The organism is Sporosarcina sp. P1 (assembly GCF_002743155.1).
GTDB classification, from domain to species: Bacteria; Bacillota; Bacilli; order Bacillales_A; family Planococcaceae; genus Sporosarcina; species Sporosarcina ureae_B.
Window position 1 is genome coordinate 43,492 of the sequence record NZ_PDYS01000017.1, and the last position, 13,714, is coordinate 57,205.

At 41.3% G+C, this 13,714-nt stretch carries 16 protein-coding genes and 11 tRNA genes; 10 read left to right on the forward strand and 17 right to left on the reverse strand.

Annotation, left to right across the window (positions count from 1 at the left end):
- Window positions 1-32: 32 nt before the first annotated feature.
- Window positions 33-383 (reverse strand): YlbF/YmcA family competence regulator, encoded by a 351-nt coding sequence (locus CSV73_RS13760; RefSeq protein ID WP_085131611.1) that lies wholly within the window; start codon window positions 381-383, stop codon window positions 33-35.
- Between the two features lie 14 nt (window positions 384-397).
- A complete protein-coding gene (locus CSV73_RS13765) occupies window positions 398-1,552 on the reverse strand; it encodes a DUF445 domain-containing protein (protein ID WP_085131612.1) in 1,155 nt (384 codons plus the stop codon).
- 173 nt (window positions 1,553-1,725) lie between these two features.
- Here CSV73_RS13765 and CSV73_RS13770 point away from each other — a divergent pair, with 173 nt between their 5' ends.
- Complete coding sequence (locus tag CSV73_RS13770) at window positions 1,726-2,505, forward strand: helical backbone metal receptor (protein WP_085131613.1); 780 nt, start codon at window positions 1,726-1,728, stop codon at window positions 2,503-2,505.
- Window position 2,506: 1 nt separating this feature from the next.
- On the opposite strand, the gene CSV73_RS13775 is transcribed toward CSV73_RS13770, so the two are convergent.
- The gene (locus CSV73_RS13775) at window positions 2,507-2,899 is read right to left on the reverse strand and encodes a ferritin family protein (protein ID WP_085131614.1); all 393 of its coding nucleotides are present in this window, start codon (window positions 2,897-2,899) and stop codon (window positions 2,507-2,509) included.
- Between the two features lie 83 nt (window positions 2,900-2,982).
- On the opposite strand from CSV73_RS13775, the gene CSV73_RS13780 reads away from it, so the two are divergent.
- The 6 genes from CSV73_RS13780 (at window position 2,983) to CSV73_RS13800 (ending at window position 6,850) form a co-directional block, all read left to right on the forward strand.
- Window positions 2,983-3,186 carry a YheE family protein gene (locus CSV73_RS13780; RefSeq protein WP_085131615.1) on the forward strand — a complete coding sequence of 68 codons (204 nt, stop codon included), beginning with the start codon at window positions 2,983-2,985 and terminating at the stop codon, window positions 3,184-3,186.
- A gap of 44 nt (window positions 3,187-3,230) precedes the next feature.
- Entirely contained in the window at window positions 3,231-3,383 is a 153-nt protein-coding gene (locus CSV73_RS16540; protein ID WP_157111228.1) for a hypothetical protein, read from the forward strand.
- A gap of 314 nt (window positions 3,384-3,697) precedes the next feature.
- On the forward strand, window positions 3,698-5,035 hold the full coding sequence (locus CSV73_RS13785; RefSeq protein ID WP_099627873.1) for a hemolysin family protein: 1,338 nt from the start codon (window positions 3,698-3,700) through the stop codon (window positions 5,033-5,035).
- Window positions 5,036-5,094: 59 nt separating this feature from the next.
- Window positions 5,095-5,514, forward strand: a complete 420-nt coding sequence (locus CSV73_RS13790) for a disulfide oxidoreductase (protein ID WP_099627874.1) — start codon at window positions 5,095-5,097, stop codon at window positions 5,512-5,514.
- A gap of 6 nt (window positions 5,515-5,520) precedes the next feature.
- A complete protein-coding gene (locus CSV73_RS13795; protein WP_085131618.1) occupies window positions 5,521-5,994 on the forward strand; it encodes a thioredoxin family protein in 474 nt (157 codons plus the stop codon).
- A gap of 13 nt (window positions 5,995-6,007) precedes the next feature.
- A complete protein-coding gene (locus CSV73_RS13800) occupies window positions 6,008-6,850 on the forward strand; it encodes an RluA family pseudouridine synthase (RefSeq protein WP_085131619.1) in 843 nt (280 codons plus the stop codon).
- A 104-nt stretch (window positions 6,851-6,954) separates the two neighbouring features.
- Here the strand turns inward: CSV73_RS13800 and CSV73_RS13805 are convergent, their stop codons facing one another.
- Entirely contained in the window at window positions 6,955-7,779 is an 825-nt protein-coding gene (locus CSV73_RS13805; RefSeq protein ID WP_099627875.1) for an aldo/keto reductase, read from the reverse strand.
- Between the two features lie 155 nt (window positions 7,780-7,934).
- Between CSV73_RS13805 and CSV73_RS13810 the strand changes: the two genes are divergently transcribed.
- On the forward strand, window positions 7,935-9,233 hold the full coding sequence (locus tag CSV73_RS13810) for an NCS2 family permease (protein ID WP_099627876.1): 1,299 nt from the start codon (window positions 7,935-7,937) through the stop codon (window positions 9,231-9,233).
- A gap of 258 nt (window positions 9,234-9,491) precedes the next feature.
- Here CSV73_RS13810 and trmL read toward each other — a convergent pair whose 3' ends face one another.
- Together trmL and queG are read right to left on the reverse strand one after the other, a co-directional pair.
- The gene (trmL, locus tag CSV73_RS13815; RefSeq protein ID WP_085131621.1) at window positions 9,492-9,968 is read right to left on the reverse strand and encodes a tRNA (uridine(34)/cytosine(34)/5-carboxymethylaminomethyluridine(34)-2'-O)-methyltransferase TrmL; all 477 of its coding nucleotides are present in this window, start codon (window positions 9,966-9,968) and stop codon (window positions 9,492-9,494) included.
- Window positions 9,969-9,982: 14 nt separating this feature from the next.
- Window positions 9,983-11,119, reverse strand: a complete 1,137-nt coding sequence (gene queG, locus CSV73_RS13820; protein WP_099627879.1) for a tRNA epoxyqueuosine(34) reductase QueG — start codon at window positions 11,117-11,119, stop codon at window positions 9,983-9,985.
- A gap of 55 nt (window positions 11,120-11,174) precedes the next feature.
- Between queG and CSV73_RS13825 the strand changes: the two genes are divergently transcribed.
- Together CSV73_RS13825 and CSV73_RS13830 are read left to right on the forward strand one after the other, a co-directional pair.
- A complete protein-coding gene (locus CSV73_RS13825) occupies window positions 11,175-11,882 on the forward strand; it encodes a B3/B4 domain-containing protein (protein WP_099627877.1) in 708 nt (235 codons plus the stop codon).
- Window positions 11,876-12,391, forward strand: coding sequence for a hypothetical protein (locus CSV73_RS13830; RefSeq protein WP_143560410.1), 516 nt, complete (start codon window positions 11,876-11,878; stop codon window positions 12,389-12,391). The genes CSV73_RS13825 and CSV73_RS13830 overlap by 7 nt, the downstream gene beginning before the upstream one ends.
- A 260-nt stretch (window positions 12,392-12,651) precedes the next feature.
- On the opposite strand, the gene CSV73_RS13835 is transcribed toward CSV73_RS13830, so the two are convergent.
- The 11 genes from CSV73_RS13835 to CSV73_RS13885 form a co-directional block, all read right to left on the reverse strand.
- Window positions 12,652-12,732: transfer RNA gene (locus CSV73_RS13835), tRNA-Leu, on the reverse strand.
- A gap of 28 nt (window positions 12,733-12,760) precedes the next feature.
- Window positions 12,761-12,831, reverse strand: a tRNA-Cys gene (locus CSV73_RS13840).
- A gap of 7 nt (window positions 12,832-12,838) precedes the next feature.
- Window positions 12,839-12,913: transfer RNA gene (locus CSV73_RS13845), tRNA-Gly, on the reverse strand.
- Between the two features lie 8 nt (window positions 12,914-12,921).
- A tRNA-Gln gene (locus tag CSV73_RS13850) sits at window positions 12,922-12,993 on the reverse strand.
- Between the two features lie 4 nt (window positions 12,994-12,997).
- A tRNA-His gene (locus CSV73_RS13855) sits at window positions 12,998-13,073 on the reverse strand.
- A gap of 52 nt (window positions 13,074-13,125) precedes the next feature.
- Window positions 13,126-13,201, reverse strand: a tRNA-His gene (locus tag CSV73_RS13860).
- 25 nt (window positions 13,202-13,226) lie between these two features.
- A tRNA-Trp gene (locus CSV73_RS13865) sits at window positions 13,227-13,297 on the reverse strand.
- 3 nt (window positions 13,298-13,300) lie between these two features.
- A tRNA-Tyr gene (locus CSV73_RS13870) sits at window positions 13,301-13,385 on the reverse strand.
- 8 nt (window positions 13,386-13,393) lie between these two features.
- Window positions 13,394-13,466, reverse strand: a tRNA-Thr gene (locus CSV73_RS13875).
- 7 nt (window positions 13,467-13,473) lie between these two features.
- Window positions 13,474-13,549: transfer RNA gene (locus CSV73_RS13880), tRNA-Phe, on the reverse strand.
- 47 nt (window positions 13,550-13,596) lie between these two features.
- Window positions 13,597-13,672: transfer RNA gene (locus tag CSV73_RS13885), tRNA-Asp, on the reverse strand.
- Window positions 13,673-13,714: the final 42 nt, after the last annotated feature.

A 13,714-nucleotide genomic window follows, 5' to 3' on the forward strand; every position in this document is an offset into this window, starting at 1 on the left:
AAAACCGGCCTAGGCCGGTTTCGATATATCTATTAATTGAATCCTTCATATAAATCTTGAACCGGTTTCAATACTACACGGTTTACTTCTTCAATCAATTCGCTGAGTTTCATTTCAGCAGTCAGCATAGCCAAGATTTTCGGATTTTCTTGAGCGAGTAATGCTGTTTTTTGCGCGTGCTCAAGCTCGTCTCCTTCAATCTCTTCGCCAGCCATTTGTTTCTGTTGTAATTTCATTTGGATTTCGCGAAAGCTTTCGAACAATGCAAGTGCTTGCTCGTCACCTTTCACATCGGCCATTGCTGTTTTCACCGCTACATACTCATCTGTTTTACGCAAAGTTGATTCCAATTTGTTCATATCATCATAAATATTTACTGACATACTAACTCCTCCTACTATCCATTTAGTGTAATTGCTATGATTCCTTGCACAATACCAATAATTCCACCTAAAAACGCGCCCAGAACCGTAATCATTTTAAACTCTCTACGTGAAATGCCGAGAACTAGATCTTCCAGAACAGCCACAGGGAATGTGTCAACCTGTTCTTTCACCATTTCATCTAGTTTTAGTTTCTTCAACGATTGTTCAAGTTGCACTTCTGCTTGGGTGAATAAAAAGCTGACAATCTGTGGTGTCACCTTCTCAGCCGTCCAGGTGGATCCTTGTGGCCAATAATGGGACAAGCTGTGATCGAGTCTTTCACGTAGCGCCAATTGTTCCAGTGCATATTTTCTCACTGAAGCAAACACACTATCAAAATCGAATCCAGACGTCAATTGTTCCATCGGTTGTTGCTGAACATTTTGCCACTCTTTCCAAATCAATTTATCCAGTAACTCTTTTGTTCCAGGTGCTTCTATAAATCGCAATGCTTCCCGCTGAACCTTGCCGACAAGCGATTCCGATTCTCCAAAAAACATATTGAGCATGCCGCCAAATGTGCCTTTTGAAGCCAAGAAATCATCGATCAACTTTTGGAATGTCTGTCTTCCTTCTGCTGAATCAACAAATTGACTTGCACGTAATAGTACAAAATCAGAAGCTAGAGGAATTCTTTCTTCTATTTGTTGTTGCCACCGAAGAGGCATGACGTCTTCCACTGTACCTGTTGTTACTTTTTCTTTCATCCCGTATAGTTGCTGATCAATCAATGTAACCAACTTATCTTCCACTTGTTCAGGAAGTCCGTCTGCACCCGCAAGCTTGAGCCAGTCGTTCAATGTCTTATCTGATTGCAGGATGTATTGATCCATTTTACTTTGGACAAACGTCTGTACACGCTTTTCCATTCCAGGCGTCAACATCTTTTTCCGGAACAGGTCAGGTGTCAGCAAATAATTTGTCACCGTTTTACCAAGCTGTGTCGCCAATTCATTTCGGCGCTTCGGAATCAAGCCGGGTGTAAACGGCAAACGAGTTTTTCCAATGTATTTTGCTTCATGTGGCCTAAACAGCATCTTGATCGCCAGATGATTCGTTACTCCACCAATCAATGCGCCAATAAACGCCATGAACAAAATAGTTAGTACTATTTTCAATCGCTTCACCTTATTCCACTTGGTCTTCGTTCCAATTATAACAAAAACCAGCTGAATGAAAAGCAATTAGAGGCGGAGATTTCTGACTTTACATTTGATAGCAGTTCAGGTACGTTGCAAGTAGAGTATTACTTATCATGATCCTACGTTTTCACATATCGACAAAGGAGGTATTCATTTCATTGAAGAAAGAAATTATCGACCACTTGGGAAGAACCGTTGTGTATAATTTCCCACCCAAACGAATTGTTACATTATGTCCTGGTATTACAGAAACATTATTCGGAATTGGACTTGAGGAAGAAATTGTTGGACGCACACGATATTGTATATATCCCGAACAAGCTAAGAATGTTCCCGCAGTCGCAGGAACGAAAGATTTGAAGTTGGAAAAGATACATGAAGTACAACCTGACTTGATTATTATGGAAAAAGAAGAAAACACAAAAGAGATGGTTGAAATTCTTTCCGAGTTCTATCCGGTTTATGTAGCAGAAGTACAGACGATCGAAGAAGCTTATAGAATGATTACAGATATGGGTTCGTTGACTGATCATGAGCAACAATCGAAATCTCTTGTATCAGAAATCAAGCAAGCATTTACGGCGCTCCCCACTCTACCTGCTGCACGAGTTGCCTATGTCATTTGGCAAAAGCCGTATATGGTTGTCGGAAAAGACACTTATATCAACTCGCTGTTACAAGAACTCGGTTTCATCACACCGTTTGCTGAATCATCTGATCGCTATCCGGCTTTAACGGAAGAACAATTCAAGGAAGCGGATCTTGATTTAGTCTTACTGTCATCTGAACCCTATCCATTTAAAGAAAAACAACAAGTTCAATTCCAAGAAATGCTACCCGATTCAGCGATCCAGCTCATTGATGGTGAAATGTTTTGGTATGGAGTTCGGATGCTTGAAGGCGCCAAGTATTTTCAAAAATTCTCTTTCGACGTCTGATTTAGTTTGCTCCATTGAATATGGTAGACATTCGAATCGCATGCTCCATATCATCATGTAATGCAATGAAAATTGGATCATATGCTTCTTCAAAAGGAATCGTCAAAAACATTTCCTTACATTGTTCTACTGCTTCAAGTTCATAAACTAGCGCATTTTTGGCTGACTCTTTTAAATTTGTACAAGGCGCTGGCTTTTTGGGATTCGGCACAAACTCATTTGTCATTATATAATGCAACTGCTGAAACATCTCGTAATGACTTTTTTCATCCTCATACGCATGGCGAATGAATTCTTGCCATAACAAATCATTCGTTAGCTGATACATGGACTTATAATAAAAATACGATTTATACTTTTCCTCGACTGCATTACGTAGTTGAGTAACAAACACACACTCATCCTTTCGTCCTTTTGGTCAGTTTATGAAATGAACGAACAGGATATCACTACTGGAACAATAAAGGAGAAAACATAATGCTACAACATTTCAGTTATAAAAAAATGTTCGAAGACTCTGATCTGCCAGGCTGGACCATCTCATTTTATTACCATAACAAACAATACAAAGGCGACTACCATAAAGATGGCACAATCAACTGGAAAAACGGCACACCTCCGGACGAAGAACAAGTCTTACGAATGGTGCATGACCTTATGACTTTCCACGTCTATGAATGAGAACCATCTAAATCGACCATCCTCTAACTAGAGGAGGTGCTTTTATGGGCAAAGAACAATCAAAAGGCAAGCAACAGTTAGAAAAAGAGCGGTTGAAGGTACAAAACCAAAAAACTGAAAACGTCTTTGAAGACAAAAGTCGCGTCCCCAACGAACAAAACGCCTTTAAAGAAACCCAACCACAATACGGTGAGTAAAAATATTGCCTAAGACTGAAGACACTTTCCTTGTGCAAAGGATTTGGTCTTCAGTCTTTTTTAAAAGATTTTTACATATTTGAAAAACAAGCGTAAATGGATGGTATTTTCGCCATGTAGCGGTGTTATCACATCGCCATTCGCTCTATATATCGACACATTACATACGACTAATACGATTTTTTCCATTCTGTAAGCAAATCGAATTGTAATTTCTCTATAAATAAATTATTATAAAAGATAACTAACTTTACTTTACAGGAGGTGTACGCTTTGTTCTTTTCCCTCATCTGGGTTAAGCGCGAAGCTATTATTTGGATATTGCCATACGATTGGCAGCATTTGCTGCCTTGATCGCAATCACCGCTTTTTTTGTCGCGTGTGAATTCGCAATCGTGAAAGTCCGTTCATCACGTCTCGACCAATTAATCGTCGAAGGTAATCAACGTGCGGTTCTTTCAAAAAAAATTGCCGATAATTTAGATGAATATTTATCCGCTTGTCAGCTCGGAATTACGATTTCGGCACTCGGCTTAGGTATGCTCGGGGAACCAACAGTCCGTATGATGTTAGCTCCTGTTTTTGAAATGTTTATACTTGATGCCCATGTCGAAACTATTCTTTCATTCACTATCGCTTTAGCGATCGTCACCTATTTGCATGTCGTGGTAGGAGAACTAGCTCCAAAGACCATCGCTTTGCATAAGGCGGAAGAATTATCCTTATCCCTTGCCGTCCCACTGAATCTATTTTACCGTCTTATGTACCCGATCATTAAAGGAATGAACGGATCGGCACGTCTCGTTACACGATTGCTAGGCTTCAAATCCATTTCCGAATTAGAAGTAGGTCATACAGAGGAAGAATTGCGTATTATTTTATCTGATAGTTTGCGAAGCGGTGAAATTAATCAAGCAGAGTACAAGTACGTCAATCGTATTTTTGAGTTTGATGATCGAGTCGCAAAGGAAATTATGCTACCAAGAACAGAAATGATGACAGTCGATAAAGAAATGACATTATCCGAAGTGTTCGAATTACTAGGTGTAGAACAGTTTACCCGTTATCCAATTATTGACGGGGACAAAGATCACGTCATCGGACTTATCAACATGAAACACTTACTGACGGCCTATATTAAAGATCCGTCAAATGGTAGTAAATCGGTCATTAATTATATGCAACCAATTATCCGAGTCATCGAAACGATCCCAATTGGAGAATTACTCTTGAAGATCCAGCGGGAACGTATTCACATGGCCGTTCTATTGGATGAATATGGAGGGACTTCAGGTTTGGTCACTATTGAAGACATCTTAGAAGAAATTGTTGGTGAGATCCGCGATGAATTCGATATGGATGAACTACCTGAACTCCAGATCGTTGGGACAGACCATTATATTCTGGATGCTAAAATGCTGATTGAAAATGTCAATCATGCATTGAACATTGAAATACTTGAAGAGGATATTGATACAATCGGCGGTTGGTTCATGGATCAACGCTTTGAAGCTATACAAGGCGAAAAGATTATTGAACAAGGATATGAGTTTACTGTCAAGGAAGTAGACGGCAACCATATTCTTTACCTAGAAGCAAAAAAACAACCTTCCGAAGTCGCAACCAATGAAGCTACCGATTCGTCTAAATAAAGCTTTCCCGTCTAAACGGGAAAGCTTTTATCTATGATCCAATGGTAAGGAGATGCTCAATGAATAAAAAACAGGAAAACTGGCTCCTCTCCATGTGGGCCGTCGCGCTAATCGCTACACTTGGCTCTTTGTATTTCTCAGAAATCAAAGGCTATATACCTTGCACGTTGTGTTGGTACCAACGAATTTTCATGTATCCTATTGTATTAATCGGTTTGATTGCACTTATTCAAAAAAACATTTCGATTGCCTGGACTACAGCTTCATTCGCTTTCATAGGAGGGTGTATCTCCCTCTACCACTACGGTCTTCAGAAACTGGCTTTCTTACAATACAGCGCTCCTGAATGCAGCGGGGCTTCTTGTACAGGTGCATACATCAATTATCTCGGCTTTATTACGATTCCTTTTCTTGCATTGATAGCATTTGCTTTTATTTTCATCGCAAGTCTTGTAATCTTGAAACAAACAAAGGAGTGAAACACATTGAAAAAATTACTAGCTATTGGTGGAATTATTGTCGCACTCTTCATTCTGATCATTGTCCTCAATAATAAATCCAATGAAACGAAGCTGGCTGACAATCCGTACGGTACAAATAATCTACAACAATCCACAATCGATTTATTAGACAATGAAAGTTATCAGAACGTCGAACTTCCTGAAGAAATCTTCAAAAAAATTGAAAGCGGCGAACCGACAACTGTTTATTACTTCAGCCCGGAATGCCCGCACTGCATAGATATGACACCGCGTTTGATGCCGATTGCAGATGAATATGGTGCACATGTCTATCAGTATAATCTGCTCGAGTACCAAGATCAGTTAAAACAGGAATACAATATTACATCATGGCCTACACTAGTCCATTATAAAGATGGAAAAGAACAAGGCAGAACAGTCGGCTCACAGCCTGATGATCAAATTAGAGCATTCTTTGATGAATTCGAAAGCAATTAAGGAGACTACGTAGATGACAAGTTTTCATTATACGACTGAACGACCCGGCGAGACGATCGAAAAATTACTAAGAGAACAATGGCAAGGTGGGAAGAAATCTGTTCACCAAATGCGCATGGATAAAAGTGTAACGGATACAGATGGACAACCAGTAGATTGGAAAGAACCCCTTCCTGAAGGCACGGAACTGATCTTCGGTTTCTCTGAAGCACAGTCTGCATACAAACCAGAACCGTCAAACTCCCTGCGTGTATTATGGGAAGACGAACATTTACTTGCGGTGCACAAACCTGCTGGAGTATCCGTACACCCGGAACACTTACCTGGTACTGGCACATTGATGAACGAAGTCATGGGCTATATTGAAGCAAAAAGCGGCACCTATGCAGAGCATATCCACCGATTGGATCAACATACGGCAGGTGTTTTACTTATCGCAAAGCATCCGCTAGCGAAAACAATGTTCGACCGGATGTTGGAACAGAATCAAATCGAACGATATTATACGGCTGAACTAGAAGGTCAGCTAAGAAAACCGCGCGGTACGATTAATATGCCAATCGGTAAAGATCGCTATCATGCAACAAAGCGTAGAGTATCACCATCAGGCCAATCTGCGGTCACGCATTTTAAAGTACTTGAACGTAAACCGGATACGACACTTGTTGAAGCACAGTTGGAAACAGGACGAACACATCAGATTCGTGTCCACTTCTCCCATATGGGTCATCCCGTAGTCGGAGATCAACTGTATGGAAGCGAGACGATGTCAAGAGGACCTTATAAGCTAGTCGCTACAAAGGTCACTTTCACGCATCCCATTACGTCAGAGATGATTGTAGTAGAAACTGAATAAAATAAAACAGAGCTGTTCAAGAGGTCGTAAAGACCACTTGGACAGCTCTATTTTACTACTTAGAATGTCAACCGTGAAATATGGCAATGGTGTTGAATATACCTTTAAAATGAATCTGGATCCGTACCTGTCCGTTCATCACGGTTCAACGCATCGATAATCGCCATATCTGAAAGTGTTAATTCAAAATCAGCCACTTCACTATTTTCTTGAATACGATCAAATGACACAGACTTTGGAATAACGATCAATCCATTTTGGAGATGCCATCTGATGATGACTTGAGCGACAGTCTTCCCGTGTTGCGCAGCGATTGCAGTGAGTGTTGCATCTTCAAGAATCTGCCCTCTCGCTAAAGGACTCCAAGACGTGACTGCAATTTGATGTTCACGACAAAACAGCCGCAACGGTTCTTGAGTTAAACGTGGATGGAGTTCTATTTGATTCACCATAGGACGAATATTAGCAATCGTAAATATTTCTTGTAAATGTGACTCGTGATGATTGGAAACACCTGTTGATCGAATCAATCTTTCATCATACAGTCTTTCAATCGCGCGATATGTATCTACGTAACTGCTAGCAACAGGCCAATGTGTCAAATATAAGTCTAGATAATTCATATCCAATCTAGTTAATGTACGCTCGAATGCACGCAGCGTTTCATCATATCCTTGGTGATCATTCCACACTTTCGATGTCACAAAGAAGTCTTCACGCGCTAGACCGGTGTGACGGATCGCTTCCCCCACTGCTTGTTCATTATCATAAATAGATGCTGTATCAATTGCACGATAGCCTAGTGAAACCGCTTTCTCAACAGCTTGCATGGTTTGCTCAGGTTCTGTCATTTTATACGTTCCTAAACCGAACTGTGGCATTTGCACACCGTTGCTCAGTATAATCATCTGATCAAAAATCGTTGACATGAAAAATCCTCCTCTATAAACTCATAGTGCAATTGTACATTATTTAACAGAACTTATGAATGTTTTTTAAATATAACAGGTTGATTTCTTCTAAAAAAACGAATATTATTGTCTATGGACTTTATTATGTTCGTAATATAAGGAGAGAATACACAGTGTTCCAATTAGAGAAAAATCAAACGACAGTCAAAACAGAATTACTTGCAGGCATGACCACTTTCCTGACGATGGTCTATATCGTCATCGTCAATCCAATTATTTTATCTGAAGCCGGTGTTCCATTCGATCAAGTCTTTTTAGCCACCATTATAGCTACTGTGATCGGTACGCTTTGGATGGCCTTATTCGCAAACTATCCAATTGCTATTGCACCAGGAATGGGTTTGAATGCGTACTTTGCTTCCGTCGTCATCGGGTCTGACGGTCAACTCGACTACTTGACAGCTTTTTCTGCCGTCTTTATAGCAGGTCTGATCTTTGTATTATTATCGATGACTTCTTTCCGAGAAAAGCTAATTGAAGAAATTCCTGAAAATCTTAAACACGGTATCACGGCCGGAATTGGATTATTTATCGCATTCATCGGTCTACGTTTATCAGGATTAGTAGTTCCCCATGAATCCAACATCGTTCAGCTAGGTGAACTTACCTCGCCTGCTGTATTACTGACATTGTTCGGATTGCTCATGACCATTATTCTAATGAATCGCAATGTCTATGGTGCTATTTTTATTGGAATGATTGCAACAGGTGTTGTCGCATTCTTCACGAAGCAATTACAATTCGATGGTATTGTGAAAATGCCCCACTTGCCTGAAGGAGTTCTTGTATGGAATCCGGTACAGGCGATGCAAGATGTTATTTCTTACGGTTTATATGGTGTCGTGCTATCTTTTCTACTCGTCACTTTATTTGATACAACTGGAACGATGATTGGAGTAGCCAAGCAAGCTGGCCTCATGAAAGGTAATTCTTTACCTCGTGCACGCCATGCACTTCTAGCTGACTCAGTAGCCGCCACAGTCGGCTCAATGGTTGGAACTAGCCCAACATCCGCTTATGTCGAATCATCCTCTGGCGTAGCTGTAGGTGGGCGTACAGGGTTGACTACATTGACAGTTGCAGTACTATTCATAGCAGCAGCATTTTTCAGTCCTATCGTCAGTGCCTTATCCGGCGTCGCAGCCATTACAGCACCTGCTTTGATTATTGTGGGCAGTTTGATGATCGGTGCGGTGAAAAATATCAATTGGGATTCATTCGACGAATCATTCCCAGCGTTTCTAGTTATTTTGACGATGCCGCTGACTTCAAGTATTGCGACAGGTATCGCACTGGGATTCATCACATACCCGTTACTGAAGATTACAAAAGGGCAAGGTAAGCAAGTTCCTATGCTGATGTATATCTTCGCTGTTCTATTCACCTATCAGCTGCTATTCCTGCCTCACTAAGATTTGTTAGTAACCTGTCACATAAAACGACGAAGATTATTTCATTTATATAATTTTTACGGTATACTGTTAGAAGGACTATTGATTTTTTAGGAGGTACAAACAATGAGACTAATTCTAATTATGGCTGTTTGTTTTGCATTCTTGTCTGCAATCTTTACTGGCGGATATGAAAATAAGCCAGGCGAATCAAAAACGAATCAAATGAAGTAAATAGAAAAGGGATTGGCCATGAGCCAATCCCCTTTTTTTTATACATTACGTTAAGTGTGCAAAACCTTGTTGACGAAGTGCTTCATAAATAAGAATGGCAGCAGTATTCGACAAGTTTAATGAACGGATATGCTCATCGTTCATCGGGATGCGCAAACAACTCTCTTTATACTTATCCGTTATTTCATTTGGCAGCCCAGTAGTTTCTTTGCCAAACACAAAGAAAATATCCTTATCGGGATCTGAATAATCAAACGTGTCATAGCTCGTCTCTCCGAATTTTGTAATGAAATAAAACTCGCCTTCCGGATAGCTGTCTAGAAACTCTTGGATTCCTTCATGATACGTAATATCAACATGCTCCCAGTAATCCAGTCCAGCTCGTTTCAACATTTTATCTTCAGTAGAAAAACCAAGCGGCTTTATTAAATGGAGAGCTGTATCCGTACCCGCACAAGTACGTGAAATATTTCCGGTATTTGCGGGAATTTGCGGTTCAAATAATGCAACGTGAATCGTCATCTTACTACCTTCTTTCAATTAATATGCAGCAGTTGCATAGCCTGTGTAATTTCACTTACTACAAACACATCTTCTTCTATGAGCAAGGCTTCTTTAAGCACCTCATGCCCTTCTGTCGTGCCGATTTCCCCAAGTGCCCATGCCGCTGTTCCTCTGATCATGGGTCGTGGGTCTTCTTTTATTAATCTAGTTAGTTCCGGTATCGCTGATTCATCCTTAAAATGAGCCAATGCAATCAATGCATTTCGTTGAATTGGATTCTTTCCACGCCAAGAGCCTGACATATGGCCATACTGTTCTTTAAATTGCCGGTTTGATAATGATAATAGTGACAGCAACAAAGGTTTAACGAGCTCAGGCTCAGGCGTGAATGCCAGTTGGTGCGTGTGATTCAATCCTTTGTTTTTCGGACAAACCGTTTGGCATGTATCACACCCATACAATCGATTTCCAATCTTGTGCCGGAATTCTTCAGGTACAGGTTTTTTTGTTTGTGTTAAGAATGCAATACAACGCTGAGCATCTAATTGCCCCGGCTGTATAATCGCACCCGTTGGACAAACATCCAAGCATAAATTACAGTCTAGACATTGATCTTCCATCGGCTCATCTGGTATAAACGGCAGATTCGTAATCATCTCGCCCAGATAGACATAAGACCCGAACTCCGGTGTAATAATTGAGCAGTTCTTAGCCGACCAACCAATCCCTGCACGTTCTGCTACTGCACGATCTACAAGCTCTCCTGTATCCACCATAGAACGAAGTCGTGCATCCGGTACTTTAGTAAGAATGAATAATTCTAGCTGTGCTAGTTTGTCACGCAATACCGTATGGTAGTCTTCGCCCCAAGAAGCCCTACAAAACATACCCCGGCGCTCCCCTTTTTTTCCACGGGGACTATCCGACATTTTCGAGGGGTATGCAACTGCAATGGCAATGATACTTTCTGCTTGATCCAGTAATAATAAAGGCTCCGTTCTTTTCTCTATATCGGGTTCCTCAAAGCCGGATTGATAATTCAATCGTTGCTGTTGTTTCAGACGATCCTTCAATTTCACAAACGGGGCCGCTGTCGTAAAACCAATTTTGTCTATTCCAATGGACGCCGCAAACGTTTGTATTTCCTGTTGTAACTGAGCGACATTCACCATTCCCCGCCTCCCTTATGATAAGATGAAGTAAAATTACAAGCAGGTGATACTGATGCAACTTACTATTGATTCCTCTATATTCACGAAAATCCCAGATTTTAAATTAGGCATAATCTATTATAACAAAACAATCGTCTCCGCATCACCTCAGATGCTAAAAGGACGACTACAATTATTTCAAGAACAACTGTATTTCGAACTACTGGACAAAGATTTCGCGGATTTCAATGGTCTAGCGGAATGGCAATCCATCTGGGCGACTCTCGGAGCAGACCCATCGACTAAGCCACCAGCCCTTCAATCACTCTTACAACAGATTCAAGATCGTCACTATACCCCTTCCTTCCATAGTGCAGAAGATCTGAATACTTTCTTTTCCTTGCAATACGAAATCCCGACAGTTATTTATGATGCAGATAAAATAGCCGGTGATATTATGTTGTCTATCGGCACCAATCGCGATGGCTACGAAGGGTTGAATAATCGATTTAATACCTTTGAAAACATCTTACTTCTAAGCGACGGATATAGTGCGTTTGGTAGCCCATATATTGATTCTATACGAACAGCCGTAACCGAGGAAACAGAAAACATCATTCAATTACTTTTCATTCGTCCTTCATTGGATTCCGACAAAGCTCGACAATTAGCTGAAGCTTGCGGTAAAATGTTCACTAGCATAAACGGTGGAGACTATATAAGTTCTGTATTGGATAGTAGGAATTCTAACTTTATTCTAACAAACGAGGTGGAATCATGAATATTACATTAGCTGAAGGAATTAAATTAAAAAGTATTCTATCGAAGCAAATCCGTGAATTAGAAACAGAAGCTCAACGTGTCGCTTTCATAACAGTTGAAAAAGGTGCACCACGTCCCATAATCAGCCGGAAATTAGAAGACGTAGAAGCCGAGATGGAACAAGTCAGAACAGATCAACGCAAACTGGACTATCTCATATATGTAGCAAACAGCACCAATACAGTGGAATTCGAAAACAAACAAATACCATTAGTTGAAGCGATTGAACTCGCTATCCAATTACGTGCAAAGTCTTCTTACTATAAACAGTTCTCTTTAGCGAGCAAAGAAGAAATACAATATGGCTTTGCCGAATCCACTACGATTTATCGTGTAGCATTGTTTGATCCTGAACAATATCGTCTAAGAGCACAACAAGCAGAAAAAGCCGCACACCAACTATCGAATCGTATCAACATGAAAAACTACACTATCGTTCTTGACTTTGATGGTGCTAATTACTTTTAACCTCAAAAAGGTGAGACTCCTTTTTGAGGCATAGAGTGGGGAATATGAACACAAACTTGCTAAAACCAATTACTCGTTACCCTTTACACATTGACCAATGACCTATTACCAACCATGTCCATGGCAATGTCCCCTTACTGAGTAACACCCTTTCATATTTCTCCTCTATGGCCTGCTGCCTGTCATTTCGACAGGCAGCAGGTATTTTTTATATTTTTTCAATAAAAAAGAACACAGCATATGCTGTGTTCTTTTGGTGATACCCGAGGCCGGACTTGAACCGGCACGCCTCGCGGCATCGCATTTTGAGTGCGACGTGTCTGCCATTCCACCACTCGGGCACGTGTAAAGTAATTATATAAAATTATAAGGCGGCAACCGGAATCGAACCGGTGGTAAGGGTGTTGCAGACCCGTGCCTTACCGCTTGGCTATGCCGCCAACATAGTGGAGCGGAAGACGGGATTCGAACCCGCGACCCCGACCTTGGCAAGGTCGTATTCTACCACTGAACTACTTCCGCAAAACTGACTGGGGTAGCTGGATTCGAACCAACGAGTGACGGAGTCAAAGTCCGTTGCCTTACCGCTTGGCTATACCCCACTAATGGGGCGGACGAGGGGAATTGAACCCCCGAGTGTCGGAATCACAATCCGATGCGTTAACCACTTCGCCACGACCGCCATGTTATGATTACTTACAATATAGTAATGAGTGTTAATTCTTTTAAATATATGGGGCGGACGAGGGGTATCGAACCCCCGAATGTCGGAATCACAATCCGATGCGTTAACCACTTCGCCACGACCGCCACAATAATTATTTATTTAAAAATACAGGGGCAGTAGGAATCGAACCCACACCAAAGGTTTTGGAGACCTCTATTCTACCGTTGAACTATGCCCCTAAATGGTGGTGGGGGACGGATTCGAACCGCCGAACCCGGAGGGAGCGGATTTACAGTCCGCCGCGTTTAGCCACTTCGCTACCCCACCAGTAAGGATGCCGGCGAAAGGACTTGAACCCTCAACCTACTGATTACAAGTCAGTTGCTCTACCAATTGAGCTACACCGGCATATAAATGGTGGCTCAGGACGGAATCGAACCGCCGACACAAGGATTTTCAGTCCTTTGCTCTACCAACTGAGCTACTGAGCCACATTTTTTATTTTTAGAAAGACGCTTTTCGAAGCGTATGTATAAAATGGCGGTCCCGACGGGAATCGAACCCGCGATCTCCTGCGTGACAGGCAGGCATGTTAACCGCTACACCACGGGACCTTGGTTGCGGGGACAGGATTTGAACCTGTGACCTTTGGGTTA